Source organism: Limnospira indica PCC 8005, from assembly GCF_000973065.1.
Lineage (GTDB): Bacteria > Cyanobacteriota > Cyanobacteriia > Cyanobacteriales > Microcoleaceae > Limnospira > Limnospira fusiformis.
The window spans coordinates 4,295,484-4,313,300 of sequence record NZ_FO818640.1 but is presented as its reverse complement, the minus strand read 5'-3'; the positions used below and the strand labels follow the sequence as shown (position 1 = coordinate 4,313,300).

The following is a 17,817-nucleotide window of genomic DNA, read 5'->3' as shown; positions in this document are numbered from 1 at the left end:
TTGCTGATGTTTAGGGGTTTAATGATGGTCAAATGTCAAGGCTTTCCCTCTTACTTCTAAGTTAAGTTTGCCATGGTCATACACTACTTGACCTCCGACAATAGTAACCACTGGCCACCCGGTTAGCTGCCAACCCTCAAAGGGACTCCAGCCACACTTGGTTTGCAATTCTGAGGCTAAAACTGGGCGATAATTGTTTAAATCAACTAACACTAAGTCAGCATCATAACCAGGGGCGATCGCTCCTTTATTCGGGATATTATAACCTTTTGCTACGGCTGTTGACATCCAGTTAGATACCTGGGCAACACTACAACGTCCGACGGCGATCGCCTGAGTTAGCATCACTGGTAAGGATGTCTCAACTCCCGGCATTCCTGAAGGGCTATTGGGATATGGTTTGGCTTTTTCTTCTAGGGTGTGGGGGGCGTGATCTGTAGCAATAAAGTCGATGACTCCATCCAACAACGCTCGCCAGAGAACTTCATTATTTTCAGGCGATCGCAAAGGCGGATTCATTTGAGCTTTGGTGCCAATTTTACCATAATCGGTGATATTTAGCACCAAATGTTGGGGGGTAACTTCTGCTGTTACCCAGGCGGGTTTATCCTGTCGCAGCAATTCGGCTTCTATACCTGTAGATAGATGCAAAATGTGCAATCTTCGTTGATACTTTTTAGACAGCTTCAGAGCCAGTTGGGTGGCTTCTAGGGCGGCTTGTTCATCCTGGATCTGGGAGTGAATGGCTGGATCTGTTTGTCCCGCAAATTCCTCGCGCCGACGATTAATCCGGTCCTGGTTTTCCGCGTGTACCGCAATTAGGCGATCGCCTTTAGCAAAAATCGGTTCTAAAATTTCTTCGTGATCGACCAATAAAGGTCCGTGCATTGACCCCATAAAAATTTTAATCCCAGGACTCGGGTTAGCCTCTAATAAATCCGGTAAATTCTCAGGAGTCGCCCCCATAAAAAAGCCATAATTTACCAAACACTTTTGGGCAGCCCTTTCTAGTTTATCCGCCAACGCTTCCTTTGTGCTAGTTAAAGGGCGAGTATTCGGCATCTCCAAAAACGACGTAACGCCACCTTTAGCGCAGGCGCGACTGGCTGTTGATAAATCTTCTTTATATTCTAGTCCCGGTTCCCGAAAATGAACCTGGGGGTCAATTACTCCCGGTAACAGAGTTAACCCCTCTGCATTTAGGTCCATTTCTGACTCTCCGGCGGCGGGAAGTTCTGAACTAATTTCCAGAATTTTACCCCCCCCCAGTTTAACATCTCCTAAGCTGAAATTGCCATCCGGTAGCAGAATATTCGCGCCACGGATATAGATGATTTGGGTAGTAGACATGACTGATTTGTGACCGTGTAGTTTAGATAACCACTACCATTTTACCATCAACTGGCTACAAGTTATCATCATTTAGCTCGGATTAGTTTCCGGGGCGATCGCTTCTTGTAAAATCTCCGGGATTTTTTCCCCACCATCTCTAATAATACTCTCGAATATATCTTGTACAACTTGCCGAATCAAGTCGCTGGTCAAAATTTCTTCAAAGTCCTCTGATGACACATTAGTTAGACGCAGGTTAGGGAGTTGAAAATCGAGAGAACTGGCAAATCCCAAAGGTGCTAAAGTCACATTAACTTTAGTATTCTGAACATCGATAACATCAAAGTTAATTTTTAGCTTAGTTTTCGAGGTTTCCTCTGTGGTTTCAGTCCGTGTCTGCGGTTCCGAAGGTTGGGTGGATTTCAGATTATTGATAATTGCCAGGATATTGTTGTTTAGTAGTCTCTGTTCGATGTTGACATCAATATAGTTAATCGCGAAATTATTGATTTCCACCACATCAGTTAACAGGCTTCTCGGAGTCACATCAATATCCACCTGATGAATCTTGAGAACATGGGGAGTGCTAAAATTATCAGGATTGTTGATGGTCAGATTATTAATCCGCAAATCACCCCGCAATTTATCCAAACTCAAAGATTGAATTTCGGTCGGTACTCCTAGGGTAGAACTCACTGTATTTTCTAGGTAGTTTTGCAATTGGCTATCTACCCTTGATAAAGTCACATTGGCGATCGCAGCTAGGACAATCAGCACCCCGCCCACAATCCCAGCAATAGTTAACCAATTTTTCCGTTTTTTAGTCATGGTTTCACTCCAGATTTAGCCCGTGATTTGGATATATTATAGACCAGAAAATTTCACAGTTGATAGGTTCCCCGTCAATTGTTTGCTATAATTATTATAGCTGTCTACTGTCCACTACTACTGCTTAACTATATTTTACATAAATTGCTGACCATGACTATTTCTCCGTTGCTAATTGAAACCGCCCAAAAAACCCAAGCAGCAGCCCGCCAATTGGCTGTTTTATCTACAGATGCCAAAAATCAGGCGATCGCATCCATAGCCCAAGCCCTAGAAAATGCCGCCCCAGACATTCTCGCCGCCAACCAGATGGACTGTCAGCAAGCCCAAGCTGATGGTATTGCGAAACCTCTTTATAACCGCTTAAAACTCGATGAAGCCAAGTTAAAAGGCGCGATTTCCGGCTTGCGAGATGTCGAAAAATTAGCCGACCCAGTAGGCGCAATTCAAATTAATCGGGAACTAGACCAAGGCTTAAACTTGCGCCGGCTAACTTGTCCTTTAGGAGTCTTAGGAGTAGTCTTCGAGGCGCGACCAGATGCCGTTATTCAAATTTCCGCCTTAGCCGTCAAGTCGGGAAATGGCGTAATCTTAAAAGGTGGCAAAGAGGCGATTAATTCCTGTCGAGAACTCGTCAAAGCCATCCGCCAGGGACTAGCCACAACAGCAGTCAATCCCGAAGTCGTACAGTTATTAACTACTCGCTCCGAAATTATTGAGTTATTGCAGTTAGATAAATATGTCGATTTAATTATCCCCAGGGGCTCCAATTCTTTTGTACAATTCGTCCAGGAAAATACCCGGATTCCCGTTTTAGGTCATGCGGATGGTATTTGTCATCTATATATAGACCGGGAGGCAGATATATCCAAAGCCCTACCCATAGTCATTGACTCAAAAATCCAATATCCAGCCGCTTGTAATGCCCTAGAAACCCTGTTAGTGCATCAGCAAATAGCCCCGCAATTTTTACCCAAACTAGCCGCAGAACTCCAACAAAAAGGAGTAGAATTAAGGGGGGATAGTCACAGCCAAAAAATCGTCAATATTGCCCCAGCCACAGACGCAGACTGGCAGACAGAATATACTGATTTAATTCTCTCAATTAAAGTAGTCGAAAATTTAGAAGCCGCCATTTCTCATATTAATACCTACGGTTCAGGGCATACAGATGGCATCATTACCGAAGACCAAGAAGCCGCCCAAACCTTTATGGCAATTGTAGATTCAGCCGGAGTATTTCATAACTGTTCCACCCGTTTTGCTGATGGTTTTCGCTATGGTTTTGGGGCGGAAGTTGGTATCAGTACCCACAAAATGCCCCCCAGAGGTCCCGTAGGTTTAGAAGGATTAGTGACCTATAAATATCAATTAATTGGGGATGGTCATATCGTCGCCACTTACGCCGGAAATAATCCTAAACCATTTACCCATAGAAACTTACTTTAATAACAGCCTAGCTATTTCCACCTAGAAAGGCGGGAGCAATTATTCAGGTTGATCATCTCACCCCCAACATTGCTTAACCCGCCTAACTGATTATGGTTAACTAGATTACACCAAGTTACTAGAATTATTATTTAGCATAAATTTTCCTAAAATTCCCAAAACATAATCATTTCTTAATAGTTGACGATCGCCCCCAAACCGTCCATAATATAAGGTAAGGTCTCAAGGGCTTATAAAATGCAAAAAAATCCAACTGTGCAACTAGCAACTGTAGCAGCCATTGCCTTGGGAGGTTTCGCCGTATTTCAGCCGCCTGATGTCGCCCAAGCGCAAGCAACATCCTTTTACTGCGACATGAACTCCCCCATAGGCTATCCCACCGTCTATGCTCGCACACCCGCCGGAAATAAACCCATAGTTAGCTTATATTCTGAATATTTCAGCGCCTCTGGCTATTCCCCAGAACGCCGCTGTCAGGAAATCGCCCAAAGGTTTACCAACTTTTCCCATACTGGACAACTGAGATATCTAACCGCCGGATATGTCAACAATTTACCAGTAATTTGCGTAGTTTCCGATCATGGAATGCCCTGCGCTAGTAACACCATATTATTTACCATGAAAGCGGACGACCCCGAACCCGCCGAAAGTAAACTTCAGCGACTGTTCAACATCCGCCGAGGAGCCAGTGATATCCTATTTGAAAGCGAAGATGATGCAGGTGTCTACATCAACTTTGATCAATTTTTAGGGGGAGTTCCCGCCGAAAGTTCTACCCCCGCACCCATGACACCATCAGACCCCCCCAGTTCTCAACCGGGGACAGCGTGGTGAGCCTTCAAATATCTACCAAGTATCTCAAGTATCTAAGGTGCAGCAACCACTCAAATTTTTAGCGAGAGCGATCGCCATTAGTTTTCCCCTGTTAGGATTAAGCTGTCAAGCACAAGTGCTGACAGAAGAAGAAAGCAGACAATTTCAGCGGGAACCAACCCTAGCCGCCAACACCAGTCCACCAATTCCCTCAACAGCCGCACTGCACCAAAAAGCTAGACAGATTACTGTCCGCGTTTATTCAGGAAGGATGTGGGGAACCGGGGTAATTATTGACCATCAGGGTGGCATTTATACAGTGGTCACCAATGATCATGTTTTGCTACCAGGGGGAGGGCAAAATTATCGAGTCCAGACCTACGATAACCGCATCCATGCTGCCGAAATAGTTAACTCTATATCTTGGTTTCACAATGATTTAGGGATTGTGCAATTTCGCAGTGTAGATCACTCCTATAATGTAGCAGCGATCGCCTCCACCCCAGTAGACCTAGGAGAAACCGTAATCGCGGCTGGATTTCCCTTAGAACCCGACCCATCAGCCCTCCAAGGGTTTGTGATTACAGAAGGTGAAGTCTCCCTTTGGATGCCACAGCCATTTATCGGAGGTTATCAGGTAGGATACACCAACGACATTTTTTCAGGAATGAGTGGCGGACCCCTATTAAATCGCCGAGGGGAACTGGTGGCTATTAATGGAATGCACAAATATCCACTGTGGGGAAATGCTTATGAATTTGTAGACGGTTCATCCCCGGACCCCGCCCTAGCAGCAAAACTGGTTGAGTACAGTTGGGCGGTTCCCATTCACACCGTGTTACAACTCGCCCCCAATTTCACATCAGCAAACACCATCAACCCCAAACCCTCACCCCCCGTTGAACCCGTTGAACCGGTATCCTCACCCTCGCAATGGTTTTGGTAAACCAGAACAAATATCAGGTTAGGAACAATGACAAAAATGCGATCGCTTACTCAAAATCTACTACTGTTAGCCGGAGTCTCCCTATTAGCCACTCTAGCGCCCGCCGCCCTGGCTGCACTTTCCCCCGCAGAAATCAACTCCATCGCCAGCCAAACCACCGTATTAATTGCGCCAGAATTGCGACCGGAACTCATCGAAGCCCTAGAAAATAACTACAGAAATCCCCTAGCCAGCCAAAACAACCCCGATGGCGTATGGCATCCCGGCTCTGGTGTCATTATCGCCCGCGAAGGTAATCGCCACTATGTTCTGACTGTTAGCCACAACTTCCGACAGCGAGACCTAAATGCTGGAATCTCTTACGGTATCCGCACCAGTGACGGTAAAGTTCATATAGTCCAACAACCCAACGATGGGCGAGGCTGTCCCCTCAACGGTTCTCCCACCCCAGGAAATTTAATGAGATTTGGCTGTTATTCCATCAGCCTACCCACGAGAGTAGACGGACCGGATCTAGCCGTAGTAGTATTTGAAAGCGATCATCACTATCCTGTAGCCCCTTCCGCGACCGAAAACTCCCTCAATGTGGGCGACCCTATTTATGTTTCCGGCTGGCCTGACCCCGAAAAAGAAAGAGATGCCACCACCGGACGCTGTCTCGGGAGAGCAGCCCGTCGCCAAAGACGATTTACCTGGGGACCGGTTACGGGAGTAGTTAACCCCGCCAGCAGCGAAAACGGTTATAGCATTTTTTACTTAGACAATACCCGTCCGGGAATGAGTGGCGGTCCTGTATTTGACAAGCAAGGTCGCGTGGTCGGCGTTCACGGTCGCGGTTCCGCTGGGAAAGCCCAACTGGTCAATCGATTCTGTTCGGTTAGTAATGCCCCCAACGCCCAAGCCTTTGAGTCGGGGGATTTTGCGATCGAAGGTCAAGGAACCGGACGCGCAGACCCAGAGGCTCTACGAACCCGCTTTAGTAGCGGTCAAGCCTTTAATAATTTTATCGGCTTAATTCGCCGCACGGGTTTAAATCTATCATTTAATACCAATCCTCCACCGCCCCAAATGATTCAATTCGCCTTGACCGCCATTCCCGCCGGAAGTAGCACGGGAACGGTAGATTTTGCGATCGGATCTGTTCCTGTTGGCAGTTTTGATGACCCTCAAGATGTAATTCCTAACATTTATGATAGTTACAGTTCTTTTGAGGGATTAGGTTCTCGACTGCGAGATACACCGTCTGGCGGTTGCGATAGTCTACTTTTGGGAGAGCCTTGTTGGTAAATGTATGTTATAATAGCCCAAATTAGACTGGCTCCCGTGTCTTGGTAGTTGCGACAACTACTGGGATATCATCTGAAAAGTTAACTTATGACATCTTCCTTGCCATCTATTCTGATTGTAGATGATGACCCCGATAATTTTGATGTAATCGAAACTTTATTATCAGACCAAAATTATCAGTTGCATTATACATCTAATGGGACTCGGGCGATCGCCTCCTTGGATATACTGCAACCCAATTTAATTTTACTCGATGTCATGATGCCCGACATGGATGGCCAGCAAGTTTGTCGCGCTATTAAAGACATTCGCAAATGGCAAACTTTACCCATTATTATGGTCACCGCCTTAGACAGTAAAGAAGACCTCGCCCGCTGCTTAGAAACCGGGGCTGATGATTTTATTAGTAAACCCATTAATCGGGTGGAACTCGTTGCTAGAGTTAACTCTATGTTGCGGATAAAGTCTCAATATGATGACCTGGAAGCTATTCTAAAATCCCGCGAAGATATGGTTAATATGATAGTTCATGACCTGCGGAATCCTTTAATGAGTTTATTATTTAGCCTATATCTTTTACAGAGGACAGAACTTCCCCATAAAATTGAAGATAAAATTGGTAAATGCTTACTCTCCGCCCAACGTTTACAAGCGTTAATCAACGACTTGGTAATCATGGGGAAAATGGAAAACCGACACATTGAGTTAAATTTGGCGGATGTTGATCTGTGTACTACTATTCAATCCACTGTGGAAAATTTCCAGGTTATCGCCACTCAAAAAAATATCCAACTTATTTGTCAACTTCCCGCGCCTGGTGGTACAATTAGAGTGGATGAGGCACTATTTACACGAGTTTTAGATAACTTACTTTCCAACGCCACGAAATTCTCACCCCGTCATAGTGAAATTATTATTAATGCTGATTATCTTACCCCCAAAGGTGCTAGGGTCCAAGTAGTTGATTTTGGTCCGGGAGTCCCGGAGGAATTTAGAGCGAGTATTTTTAATAAATATGACATCGGTAAAATAGTTAAAAATGTCTCTCAAATTGGCTTGGGATTGGCTTTTTGTAAAATGGTTGTTGAAGCACACGGCGGACACATTAGAGTTATCCCTAACCAACCACAAGGCAGTATTTTTGAGATTACTATATAATAGTTATTTCCGACTGTCGGAAAACAAGGGCAGCCCCTAAGACCGCCCCCAGATATTAACAGTTGGTAATTTTAGCGAACCTGCATATAAACGGCATCGGATATAGTCGGAATTTCTGCATACTGTCCCCGGATAGATTGGACAATACCATAACTAACAGAGGCTAAAACACCCAAGAAAATCATATTAAACAGAGTTTCTTGGATAAACCCTTGCAATGGGATAATCCCCAAAATCAGACTACAGCCCAAAATGATAATATTCAACAAAATCGACTGCATGGCATTAAATCTGATAAAGTGGGGGATATTTTCGTTACGCACCACCAGCAGATACAGCAAGAAAAAGACAATCAGACCCGCAAAAGGAATAGACTGAAAAATTGCCATTAGGGGAGCTACGGGAATCAAAATAATCTGTAGTATGGGAAATTGAGTTAATAAAAATCTGCCGAACTGTACTCCATACATCAAGGGTAGCATATAGGGCAAACAAGCAAAAATGCGATCGCGAACAGTCGTTGTCCCACGCCAATTCATAGTCAGCTCTCCTGTTAACCAAAAAAAGTCGATACTCCCAGGATAACGCAGTGACGACGGAATATGGCTCAACTACCAATTTAGATTTCACAGAGACAGCTCCCGTTATAGCCAAACCTAACGGGAGTATGAATAGCGATCGCTCAACCCACGCCGCCAGTTAAATATTAGCAATGCGGAATCCCATCTGACACTCATACTGACCGGGTTGATTATCTCCGGGTTTACGGATCAGATGACCACAACTGAGATGGTCGCCACGCCATCGGGGTTGACCGCTATGGTCGGCGAGTAAACACCCCTGACACACTTGATGGCTTTCAATAATTTGGTTTTCCATGACCATGACTAACATAATCCTCCCTCCCCGCGATTGCTGAAGCCCTATCCCCATTATATTTTGAGATTCGTTAAGACCCCAGGATTGATGCACAACTTAACATGGCCATTAATATCAGGTTGTGTCACGGGATACATCCAATGCTCAGATTTTGTTGGCTGGGGTGGAAATATCAACTGGCCGCGGCCAGATTTTTCTGGGTTAAATGTATCTGGGGGCAGTAAGCGGGTTATGATGGTGAATTTGGGGCGCACTTTCAAGCGATCGCTCCATAGTACCAAAACCTAAGAACTCTGAAAGGGGAATTTATACAGTGAGTGACACCAACCTAGACCAATTAGCCCAAAGTGATCCAACGGTAACAGAACTCATCGGACAGGAATTACAGCGTCAACGGGAACACCTGGAACTAATCGCCAGCGAAAACTTTACCTCCGCGGCCGTTTTAGCTGCCCAAGGGTCAGTCCTCACCAACAAATATGCGGAAGGACTCCCCAAAAAACGCTACTATGGCGGTTGCGAATTTATCGATCAAATCGAGCAAATAGCCATCGATCGCGCTTGTCAGCTCTTTGATGCTACCCATGCGAACGTTCAACCCCATTCAGGCGCTCAAGCTAATTTTGCCGTGTTCCTGGCTCTCCTACAGCCGGGAGATACAATCATGGGGATGGATCTATCCCACGGGGGACATTTAACCCACGGTTCCCCGGTCAATGTGTCGGGTAAATGGTTTAATGTTTGCCACTATGGAGTCAGTCCAGAAACGGAAACCTTGGACTATGACAAGATTTTGGAACTGGCTAAACAACATCAACCCAAACTGATGATTTGTGGCTATTCCGCCTATCCCCGGATTATTGAATTTGACAAATTCCGAGCGATCGCCGATGAGGTGGGAGCATATCTCCTAGCGGACATCGCCCATATTGCGGGACTGGTCGCCACAGGTCATCACCCCAACCCATTACCCCATTGTCACGTGGTCACCACCACCACCCATAAAACTCTGCGGGGACCTAGGGGGGGGTTAATCCTTACCCGTGACCCAGAATTGGGCAAAAAACTAGATAAAGCGGTTTTCCCCGGTACTCAAGGCGGACCCCTGGAGCACGTGATTGCTGGTAAAGCGGTCGCCTTTGGGGAAGCACTAAAACCGGAATTTAAAACCTACTCAAGCCAAGTGATCGCCAATGCTCAAGCGTTAGCTAACTGCTTACAGCAACGGGGCTTAAAAATTGTTTCTGGTGGTACAGACAACCATCTGATGTTGGTGGATTTGCGATCGGTGAAAATGACCGGAAAAATTGCCGATCGCTTGATGAGTGAAATCAACATCACCGCCAATAAAAACACAGTCCCCTTTGACCCAGAATCACCCTTTGTCACCAGTGGTCTGCGGTTAGGTTCTCCAGCCATGACCACCAGAGGGATGGGAATTTCAGAATTTATGGAAATCGGTAATATTATCGCCGATCGCCTATTAAATCCTGATGATGACACAGTGACAGCCGACTGTCGCGCGCGCGTCGCCCAACTTTGCGATCGCTTCCCCCTATATCCCCATCTACAAATCAAAGTTCCCGCACTGACTTAATCAATTTCTGGGTCTGATGGGTGCCAAAATAACCAACAATACCCCCATCTTTTAAAGGGAGACTGTGATCAGGCGGTTCAAAATATAGTAGACTCACCCTGAACTAGCTTTTAGCACCCATCCCAAAAAAACTTTGATCAGATGCCCTATCCTTTTTATCATCTGCTGGCCTTTGTAATTTCTACCGTCGTGGTCCTGTGGAGTACACCGATAGTCAAAAATATCGGGCTGAAAAGTGGACGAGTAGATTTACCCTGCGATCGCAAAGTGCATAAGCGTCCTATGGTTCGCTTGGGGGGAGTTTCTATCTTCATCGGTACACTCATCGCACTACTATTAGTTTGGTGCTTGGGTGGTTTTATCGGCGCAGATGGTCAGCCCCTCCCCCCTAAACAAGAATTTGAAATTTTAGGGGTTGCTATAGGCGCTATAGCATTCTTTCTCATTGGCTTGGGAGACGATTTATTTGGTCTGTCTCCCTTAACTCGATTAATCTTACAAACAGCGATCGCCAGTTCAGTCTGGTGGGTCGGAGTCCGCATTGAATTTCTGAGTATCCCCTACTTTGGCGGCTTAATACATATCGGCTGGTTAAGTTTACCCGTCACCGTCCTTTGGTTAGTGGGAATGACTAATGCTATAAATTGGATTGACGGTCTCGACGGTCTCGCTGCTGGAGTTTCCGGTATTGCAGCCGTGGTGATGTTAATCGCATCTCTATATATGAATCAACCCGCCGCCGCCCTCATTGCCGCCGCCCTAGCTGGGGGGTGTCTGGGATTTCTCCGATATAATTTTAACCCCGCTCAGATTTTTATGGGCGATGGCGGTTCCTATTTTATGGGGTTTACCTTGGCTGGTGTCGGAGTTATTGGTTTAGTTAAAACTACCGCCGTAACCTCTGTTTTACTACCCTATCTAATTCTAGCTGTGCCGATTTTGGATATGTCAGCAGTTATTATTGAACGATTACGACATGGAAAATCTCCCTTTGCTGCTGATAACCGCCATCTGCATCACCGACTACTAAAAGCGGGTTTATCTCAAAGGTTAACCGTTCTCTTTATCTATACTCTCACCCTATGGGTAGGGAGTTTGGCTCTGGCTTTCTCCGGTTTTCCCAGTGGTTTGGTCTATGCTTGGGGGGCTACCGGATTGTTGGGTTATACCAGTTGGAAAGCCGTAAAGCGTGCCAAATCATCAAGTTAATAATCTCTGACGATTTTTCATCATCAAATATATGACGGCTGAAATTATTTGTGTGGGGACAGAATTACTCCTGGGTAACATTACTAATACTAATGCCCAATTTCTGGGAGAACAATTAGCCGAACTTGGTATTCCTCACTATTATCAAACTGTGGTGGGAGATAACCCAGAACGTCTCAAAAAAGCGATCGCGATCGCCTCGGAAAGATCACAACTCCTAATTTTTACCGGAGGCTTGGGACCGACTCCCGACGACCTGACGGTAGAAACCATTGCCGACTTTTTCCAGACCCCCCTGATTGAAAAACCAGAAATCATCCAAGATATTGCCCAAAAATTCGCCAGCCGTGGGCGAGAAATGTCTCCCAGTAACCGCAAACAAGCCCTAATTCCCCAAGGGGCAGACATCCTCTACAATCCTATTGGTAGCGCTCCGGGGATTATTTGGCAACCAAAAGGCGATCGCCTCACCATCCTAACATTCCCCGGAGTTCCCGCCGAAATGAAACGAATGTGGGTAGAAATCGCCATTCCCTACCTACGGCTACAAGGCTGGTGTTCTCAGACCATCTACAGCCGCATCCTCAAATTTTGGGGCATTACCGAATCAGCATTAGCCGAAAAAGTAGCCCCCTTCCTAGACCTACAAAATCCCACAGTAGCCCCCTATGCTAATTATGGCGAAGTCAAACTGCGAATTTCCGCCTGTGCCGAATCTGCCACCCGCGCCGCCGCACTCATTGAACCAATCGTAACCCAATTAAGACAAATTGCCGGATTAAACTGTTATGGTGCCGATGATGACACCCTCGCCTCCGTGGTCGGTCAGCATTTGCGACAAACACAACAGACCCTGAGTGTAGCTGAATCCTGCACCGGCGGCGGTTTGGGTAAAATGATTACCGAAATTTCTGGCAGTTCCGAATATTTCTTAGGTGGAGTTATCGCATACGATAACCGCATCAAACACCAACTTCTGGGAGTTAATGCCACCGACTTAGAGCAATTGGGGGCAGTATCCGCTACAGTTGCCGAACAAATGGCTCTGGGAGTGCGATCGCTCCTCCAAACCGACTGGGGACTATCCATAACCGGAATTGCTGGACCATCAGGAGGTACAGACAGCAAACCCGTCGGATTAGTATACATCGGACTAGCCCAACCCGACGGAACCGCTACCGCCAAAGAATTTCGTTTCGGGGACCAGCGAGAACGCTCCTGGATTCAACGAGCCAGCGCCTGTAGCGCCCTAGACCTACTCCGCCGCCAATTTTAACCTGATCAACTTGCCAAATTCTATGAAGATTTGTTATGATTAAATCAGTGCTGGGCAACTAGCTAATCTTAGGGTATGTCAGTTTTGCTAACAGTAGGCACTGAAGGCTAATAGTCTGTCTACCCATTTCGTGTAGGAGCAGTTCCGAAATTGCTACTACCCTAAAATCAAAGAAATTGCGGGTTGGAGTTAGATTAGCCTGCGAATTTGTAAAAAGGAGCCATTTTTGCAATGGAATACATTGAAAAGGTACTGGAGAAACTCCGGGAATGGGCGCGGGATCTAATCGAAGCATTATTAGGTCCAGAAGCACAACCGGAAGCGGAACCAGTTCCTGTGCCAGTAAGAGATTTTCCTCGCCAGAGATAGTGGTAAATCAGTTTAAAGTCAACTGCTGAGGTATTAAGAAATTGTTAAGTATTCTGGTGCTGCATGGTCCTAACCTAAACCTCTTAGGTCAGCGGGAACCGGGTATCTATGGCAAAGCCACTTTAGATGACATTAACCAACTGCTAACACAGGAGGCAGCATCATTAGGGGCTGAGGTTGTGGCTAGGCAGTCTAATCACGAGGGAGTCTTGGTCGATGCCATTCACTCAGCATTAGATCACCATCATGGCTTGCTGATCAATGCAGGAGCCTATACTCATACCAGTATTGCTATTAGGGACGCTATATCAGCAGTCAAAATTCCCACTGTTGAGGTTCACCTGAGTAATATTTACACCCGCGAACCCTTTAGGCATCATTCCTATATAGCCCCGATCGCGATCGGTCAGATTAGCGGTTTTGGGGCTGATAGTTATTGTTTAGGTTTGAGAGCATTGGTAAACTATCTGCGATCGCCCTAAAACCCAAACCTTCCACATGGAACACCCATTATTAGCAAAGTTCCAAGGCGCTTTGCTAGGCGCGGCTTGCGGTAGTTATCTCAGTCATCACCCACCCGAACCGGACTGGGTGGGTTTAACTATGGCTTTCACCGCCAGTCTCATTGAGCATCAAGGCTTAGATTTAGACCATTGGGGTCAAATTTGGCAAAAAAGCTGCCAGCGCCCCCCAGATAGCCCACCAAACCCCGATGAAGCGGCTTTAATTGCCTTCCCTGTAGCTCTATTTTTCCATGAAAACCGACCCCTCCAGCAACAGCAATTAAAACAATTAGCCGAAATATGGTCTGAGAGTGATGGCAGTCTGGAAAGGGAAGCCACAATGTTAGTGATGGGTGAAATCATAGCCCAAATCATGGCAACAGCAAGGGATAATCGCCCCATAATACCGAGGATATTAGAAAACCTATCCACCAACAACACCAGGGTTGAGCAGCAACTGTCTCAGGTGCAAATAGCCCTAGCTGAATCAATGACGCTGATACAAACACAGGCGCATTTGTCGAGTTTTCCTCATTCCAGCCTAGCCCTAGGATTGTACTGTTTTCTGAGTACACCTGAGCAACCCCTATTAACCCTAAAGCGTTCATCCCAAGTTAATTCAAGGTCTGCACTGACAACCATCATCAGTGGTATATTATCGGGAGCCTATAATACTCTGTTAGGCATTCCTGTCGGTTGGAGAATCAACCATCAAACTCCCCACCCCCCAGCGGAAATCTCTATGCTTGACCTAGGAGAAAAATTATTTAAAATTTGGTCTGGGGTTGATCCATGCGCCCTGGACAGTGCTTTAATTTAACAGGTCCACAATATGGCGGGGGTTATCTAGCGATCGAAAGGCGATCGCATTATTCTCCATAGTCTTAGATCAGGGGTTTTGCTTCTGGAAGTTTGCCGATCCGATATTTGGTGGCAATTTCCCAGACGGTGGGACTGCTAACCATAATGTAATGGTTGGGGTTACGAATTGTGGTCATTGAAAAGCCACCAGAGGAGGATATGAGTATCAACGAGATAGCTTATTCCCATCGCTGCAATTCTTCTTCTGGTAAAGGTTCAAAAAATGCGTCTGAGAGTTCTCCGGTGAGTAAACCAGGGCGGCGCGGTTCCGCTTCGTTATCGGTCACAGTGGCAGATTTTTCTGGATTTAAACCCAAACGGAAATAGTGAATTAGGTCATAAATTTCGGTGAGTTTGTCTTCGGGAATAGCTTGTAATTCTTGGATGATTTTTTCAATTAACATAAATTCTGCCATATTCCATGGTTAGGTGCGAGACGTTTAGGAGTTAAATAAGGATGCAATGCCTGAAATAACCTCCTAGTGGGACTTTCACCCCTCGGTGAAATACAAGGGACTCGTACCCTGACCATCCCATAACTATTTATATGTCCCGACGATTTGTATCTCTGTGATACCAAATCAAGGCAGGGAACTCAAGGTCAAAACGCAAAATCAGAAATCTTAATGATTCCTTAACAATTGCGTTGAGAGTAACGGCGATAGCCACCCCCAGTTTTAGGATTCACAACCTTGGGACTGAAGCGGGGAACGGAAGGCGTGAAGTAGAACCTACTACCAAAAGCGACCACTGCCAACCATCCATGATTAGGGAAACCGAATGTCTGGCTTGAACCATCGTAAAGAATAAGTAGCGAAATAGGTTGATACGCTGCGTTCAAAAAGAGCAAGGGGAAAAGTAGGGTTCTCTAATCAACACCTACACAGACCTTTAATAAGTACCCCGGTGGATAGGACAAATCTAAAGATGGAATGCCCATATAAATGGAACGTTTTAATCCCTTATAGGCTCTAATTAATCCGGTCGAGATAGTTAGTAGTGAAAGTGTAAGCGTAAGCCTATTAGGGTGTGAGATGTGACCAAAAGCCAACGCCCGACTGTAATGGTAGGGATATGCTAACGGGTCACGGTTTGATTGTAAAGAATAGAGTCTAGTAGGAGTTACTATGACGAAAGCGAGTTTAAAGAAAGGGTTTGAGAAATCAAAACCAATCAAGACTACGAACGTATGGAAACAAATTCCCTGGGCGAAAGTTCAGAGAAAAGTTTTCAAGCTCCAAAAGAGGATATTTCAAGCAGCTAAATCGGGACAGGATGCAAAGGCACGAAGGTTGCAACGTCTATTGGTGAAATCATATTATGCCCGACTCTTAGCAGTGCGGCGAGTGACCCAAGATAATCAAGGCAAGAAAACAGCCGGTGTCGATGGAATGAGAGCAATCTCACCAAGGCAAAGGTTTGAACTTGTTGAGAATATTAAAAGAAACCTCAAAGCAAAACCACTGCGACGGGTGTGGATTCCAAAACCTGGAAAGGATGAAAAACGCCCTCTGGGAATACCCACAATCCAAGATAGAGCGAGGCAAGCCTTGGTTAAGTCGGCTCTCGAACCTGAATGGGAATCGAGAATTGAAAGCACAAGCTATGGGTTTCGACCTGGAAGGTCTGCCCATGATGCAATATCCAGAATCTTTCAGAGTATCCACAAAGGAGGTTATTACGTTCTGGATGCAGATATAGCAAAATGTTTTGACCGAATAAACCATGACTACCTTCTGTCCAAAATTCATTGTCCAAGTAGCCTAAAAAGAGACCTGAAACAATGGTTAAAAGCGGGTGTGTTGGATAACGGCGTATTTGAGGATACAGAAACAGGGACACCTCAAGGAGGGGTAATAAGTCCAATACTCGCCAACATCGCACTGGATGGATTGGAAAGGTTAGTTAAAGAGATGTATCCTAATAAAGGAACAACCACCCAGGTTAACCTAATAAGATACGCTGATGATTTCGTGGTTATATCCAAAAATTTAGAAATCATTGAACAGTGCAAAACTGCTATTTCCAAATGGTTAGAACCGGTTGGTTTAGAGATTAAACCTGAAAAAACTAGAATCTGCCACACACTCAATCCTATTGAGTACAATGGTAAGATAGAGGAGCCTGGGTTTGATTTTCTAGGATTCAACATTAGGCAATATCCTGTAGGGAAATATAAATCTGGGAAAACAGGTGGAATAGCAAGACGATTAATCGGTCACAAAACCCACATTAAACCCAGTAAAAAGGCAGTTAAAGCCCATATTGAAGTAATAAAAGGTGTAATTAAACAACATAAAACAGCACCTCAATCAGCCCTAATTAGTAAACTAAACCCAATCATAAGAGGGTGGTCAAACTACTACTCAGGGGTCGTCTCATCAGAGACCTTCAATAAACTAGATTACACAATCTGGTTAATGTTACGGGCATGGACAGCATCAAGATGCGGAGAGGCAAGCTACGAAAAGCTAAAAAACTACTTCTGCAAAGGAACGGTTAAACTTAGCAATGGGAAAGAAAGACATGAATCCTGGTTATTCAGGACCAAGGATGGATTCACATTATGGCAACATAACTGGACTCCGATTGTCAGACATACCTTAATACGCCCGGACGCAACACCATACGACGGAAATTGGACTTACTGGGCAACCAGAAAAGGACAAGCAATCGACACGCCAAACAGGGTAGCCAAACTACTCAAGAAGCAAAAAGGCAAGTGTACTTGGTGCGGGCAATACTTTACCCCATCAGACTTAGTTGAAGTAGACCACATTGTACCCCGAAGCCAAGGCGGAAAGGATGAATACAAGAATCTTCAGCTATTACACCGCCACTGCCACGATGATAAGACGGCGTTAGATAACGCTAATGCTGTATCCTTAACAATGGAACAGTCAAACTAGGAGCCGGATGAGGCGAAAGTCTCAAGTCCGGTTTTGAATGGGAGGGGATGGAGGCGACTCCATTCTCGACCCCTAATATTAACTAGAAATATCCCAAATTTTAGGCGGCGGTGTCCTCGTTACTGGCAGCCATTTCTTTAGCCTTTTCGCTGGTGAGATTTTTCTGGGTGTTGGGTTTCGTCCCATAACTCATCCAAGCTGAGGGCGTGGGAGTAACTTTACCCCAGCCACACTCTACACACTGCACATATGTTGTCCCCACCTGAGAACATTGCCCGGATCAATACATTGAAACTGCCGAACAGAACCATTGACTATTCCAAAAGTTCGACTCAGACCTGTTCTATATTTGGCATAGGTAACAGCACTGACATCGCCACAATTGCTGATTATTTGGTGCG

The 17,817-nt window shown here is 45.6% G+C and carries 18 protein-coding genes; 12 read left to right on the top strand and 6 right to left on the bottom strand.

All coding sequences use genetic code 11. The features are described from left to right. Positions 1-18 precede the first annotated feature (18 nt). A complete protein-coding gene (locus XZ46_RS18790) occupies positions 19-1,350 on the bottom strand; it encodes a dihydroorotase (protein WP_006624275.1) in 1,332 nt (443 codons plus the stop codon). 72 nt (positions 1,351-1,422) lie between these two features. Continuing rightward, complete coding sequence (locus tag XZ46_RS18785) at positions 1,423-2,160, bottom strand: AsmA family protein (protein ID WP_006624276.1); 738 nt, start codon at positions 2,158-2,160, stop codon at positions 1,423-1,425. Positions 2,161-2,313: 153 nt separating this feature from the next. Between XZ46_RS18785 and XZ46_RS18780 the strand changes: the two genes are divergently transcribed. From XZ46_RS18780 to XZ46_RS18760, 5 genes are all read left to right on the top strand, one after another. Further along, positions 2,314-3,609, top strand: a complete 1,296-nt coding sequence (locus XZ46_RS18780) for a glutamate-5-semialdehyde dehydrogenase (RefSeq protein WP_008052612.1) — start codon at positions 2,314-2,316, stop codon at positions 3,607-3,609. 237 nt (positions 3,610-3,846) lie between these two features. After that, positions 3,847-4,443, top strand: coding sequence for a COP23 domain-containing protein (locus XZ46_RS18775; RefSeq protein WP_008052611.1), 597 nt, complete (start codon positions 3,847-3,849; stop codon positions 4,441-4,443). Positions 4,444-4,480: 37 nt separating this feature from the next. Next, positions 4,481-5,368 (top strand): S1 family peptidase, encoded by an 888-nt coding sequence (locus XZ46_RS18770; RefSeq protein ID WP_006624279.1) that lies wholly within the window; start codon positions 4,481-4,483, stop codon positions 5,366-5,368. Positions 5,369-5,404: 36 nt separating this feature from the next. Beyond that, positions 5,405-6,655 (top strand): S1 family peptidase, encoded by a 1,251-nt coding sequence (locus XZ46_RS18765; protein ID WP_006624280.1) that lies wholly within the window; start codon positions 5,405-5,407, stop codon positions 6,653-6,655. Between the two features lie 87 nt (positions 6,656-6,742). Further along, positions 6,743-7,813 (top strand): hybrid sensor histidine kinase/response regulator, encoded by a 1,071-nt coding sequence (locus tag XZ46_RS18760; RefSeq protein ID WP_006668417.1) that lies wholly within the window; start codon positions 6,743-6,745, stop codon positions 7,811-7,813. Positions 7,814-7,884: 71 nt separating this feature from the next. Here the strand turns inward: XZ46_RS18760 and XZ46_RS18755 are convergent, their stop codons facing one another. Together XZ46_RS18755 and XZ46_RS18750 are read right to left on the bottom strand one after the other, a co-directional pair. Continuing rightward, on the bottom strand, positions 7,885-8,352 hold the full coding sequence (locus XZ46_RS18755) for a Tic20 family protein (RefSeq protein WP_006624283.1): 468 nt from the start codon (positions 8,350-8,352) through the stop codon (positions 7,885-7,887). Positions 8,353-8,512: 160 nt separating this feature from the next. Next, positions 8,513-8,707, bottom strand: coding sequence for a hypothetical protein (locus XZ46_RS18750; RefSeq protein ID WP_006624285.1), 195 nt, complete (start codon positions 8,705-8,707; stop codon positions 8,513-8,515). A 298-nt stretch (positions 8,708-9,005) separates the two neighbouring features. Here XZ46_RS18750 and glyA point away from each other — a divergent pair, with 298 nt between their 5' ends. The 6 genes from glyA (at position 9,006) to XZ46_RS18725 (ending at position 14,466) form a co-directional block, all read left to right on the top strand. Further along, entirely contained in the window at positions 9,006-10,289 is a 1,284-nt protein-coding gene (gene glyA / locus XZ46_RS18745) for a serine hydroxymethyltransferase (RefSeq protein WP_008052609.1), read from the top strand. A gap of 141 nt (positions 10,290-10,430) precedes the next feature. Continuing rightward, positions 10,431-11,498: a glycosyltransferase family 4 protein gene (locus XZ46_RS18740; RefSeq protein ID WP_006624288.1), complete on the top strand. Its 1,068-nt coding sequence runs from the start codon at positions 10,431-10,433 to the stop codon at positions 11,496-11,498. Between the two features lie 31 nt (positions 11,499-11,529). Then, positions 11,530-12,774 (top strand): competence/damage-inducible protein A, encoded by a 1,245-nt coding sequence (locus tag XZ46_RS18735; RefSeq protein WP_008052608.1) that lies wholly within the window; start codon positions 11,530-11,532, stop codon positions 12,772-12,774. Between the two features lie 231 nt (positions 12,775-13,005). Next, positions 13,006-13,143, top strand: coding sequence for a hypothetical protein (locus XZ46_RS35500; RefSeq protein ID WP_006624290.1), 138 nt, complete (start codon positions 13,006-13,008; stop codon positions 13,141-13,143). Positions 13,144-13,184: 41 nt separating this feature from the next. Continuing rightward, positions 13,185-13,625, top strand: coding sequence for a type II 3-dehydroquinate dehydratase (aroQ, locus tag XZ46_RS18730; protein WP_006624291.1), 441 nt, complete (start codon positions 13,185-13,187; stop codon positions 13,623-13,625). 16 nt (positions 13,626-13,641) lie between these two features. Further along, complete coding sequence (locus XZ46_RS18725) at positions 13,642-14,466, top strand: hypothetical protein (RefSeq protein WP_008052607.1); 825 nt, start codon at positions 13,642-13,644, stop codon at positions 14,464-14,466. 220 nt (positions 14,467-14,686) lie between these two features. Here the strand turns inward: XZ46_RS18725 and XZ46_RS18715 are convergent, their stop codons facing one another. Next, positions 14,687-14,911: a hypothetical protein gene (locus XZ46_RS18715; RefSeq protein ID WP_035759317.1), complete on the bottom strand. Its 225-nt coding sequence runs from the start codon at positions 14,909-14,911 to the stop codon at positions 14,687-14,689. A 723-nt stretch (positions 14,912-15,634) separates the two neighbouring features. Here XZ46_RS18715 and ltrA point away from each other — a divergent pair. After that, positions 15,635-17,416, top strand: coding sequence for a group II intron reverse transcriptase/maturase (ltrA, locus tag XZ46_RS18710; RefSeq protein ID WP_008052606.1), 1,782 nt, complete (start codon positions 15,635-15,637; stop codon positions 17,414-17,416). A 100-nt stretch (positions 17,417-17,516) separates the two neighbouring features. Here the strand turns inward: ltrA and XZ46_RS34570 are convergent, their stop codons facing one another. Then, complete coding sequence (locus tag XZ46_RS34570; protein WP_006624295.1) at positions 17,517-17,663, bottom strand: hypothetical protein; 147 nt, start codon at positions 17,661-17,663, stop codon at positions 17,517-17,519. Between the last annotated feature and the right edge of the window lie 154 nt (positions 17,664-17,817).

Coding starts and splice junctions, on each gene's coding strand:
- XZ46_RS18790 (WP_006624275.1), bottom strand. CDS start 1,350: ATGTCTACTACCCAAATCATCTATATCCGTGGCGCGAATATTCTGCTA.
- XZ46_RS18785 (WP_006624276.1), bottom strand. CDS start 2,160: ATGACTAAAAAACGGAAAAATTGGTTAACTATTGCTGGGATTGTGGGC.
- XZ46_RS18780 (WP_008052612.1), top strand. CDS start 2,314: ATGACTATTTCTCCGTTGCTAATTGAAACCGCCCAAAAAACCCAAGCA.
- XZ46_RS18775 (WP_008052611.1), top strand. CDS start 3,847: ATGCAAAAAAATCCAACTGTGCAACTAGCAACTGTAGCAGCCATTGCC.
- XZ46_RS18765 (WP_006624280.1), top strand. CDS start 5,405: ATGCGATCGCTTACTCAAAATCTACTACTGTTAGCCGGAGTCTCCCTA.
- XZ46_RS18760 (WP_006668417.1), top strand. CDS start 6,743: ATGACATCTTCCTTGCCATCTATTCTGATTGTAGATGATGACCCCGAT.
- XZ46_RS18755 (WP_006624283.1), bottom strand. CDS start 8,352: ATGAATTGGCGTGGGACAACGACTGTTCGCGATCGCATTTTTGCTTGT.
- XZ46_RS18750 (WP_006624285.1), bottom strand. CDS start 8,707: ATGTTAGTCATGGTCATGGAAAACCAAATTATTGAAAGCCATCAAGTG.
- XZ46_RS18740 (WP_006624288.1), top strand. CDS start 10,431: ATGCCCTATCCTTTTTATCATCTGCTGGCCTTTGTAATTTCTACCGTC.
- XZ46_RS18735 (WP_008052608.1), top strand. CDS start 11,530: ATGACGGCTGAAATTATTTGTGTGGGGACAGAATTACTCCTGGGTAAC.
- XZ46_RS35500 (WP_006624290.1), top strand. CDS start 13,006: ATGGAATACATTGAAAAGGTACTGGAGAAACTCCGGGAATGGGCGCGG.
- XZ46_RS18725 (WP_008052607.1), top strand. CDS start 13,642: ATGGAACACCCATTATTAGCAAAGTTCCAAGGCGCTTTGCTAGGCGCG.
- XZ46_RS18715 (WP_035759317.1), bottom strand. CDS start 14,911: ATGTTAATTGAAAAAATCATCCAAGAATTACAAGCTATTCCCGAAGAC.
- ltrA (WP_008052606.1), top strand. CDS start 15,635: ATGACGAAAGCGAGTTTAAAGAAAGGGTTTGAGAAATCAAAACCAATC.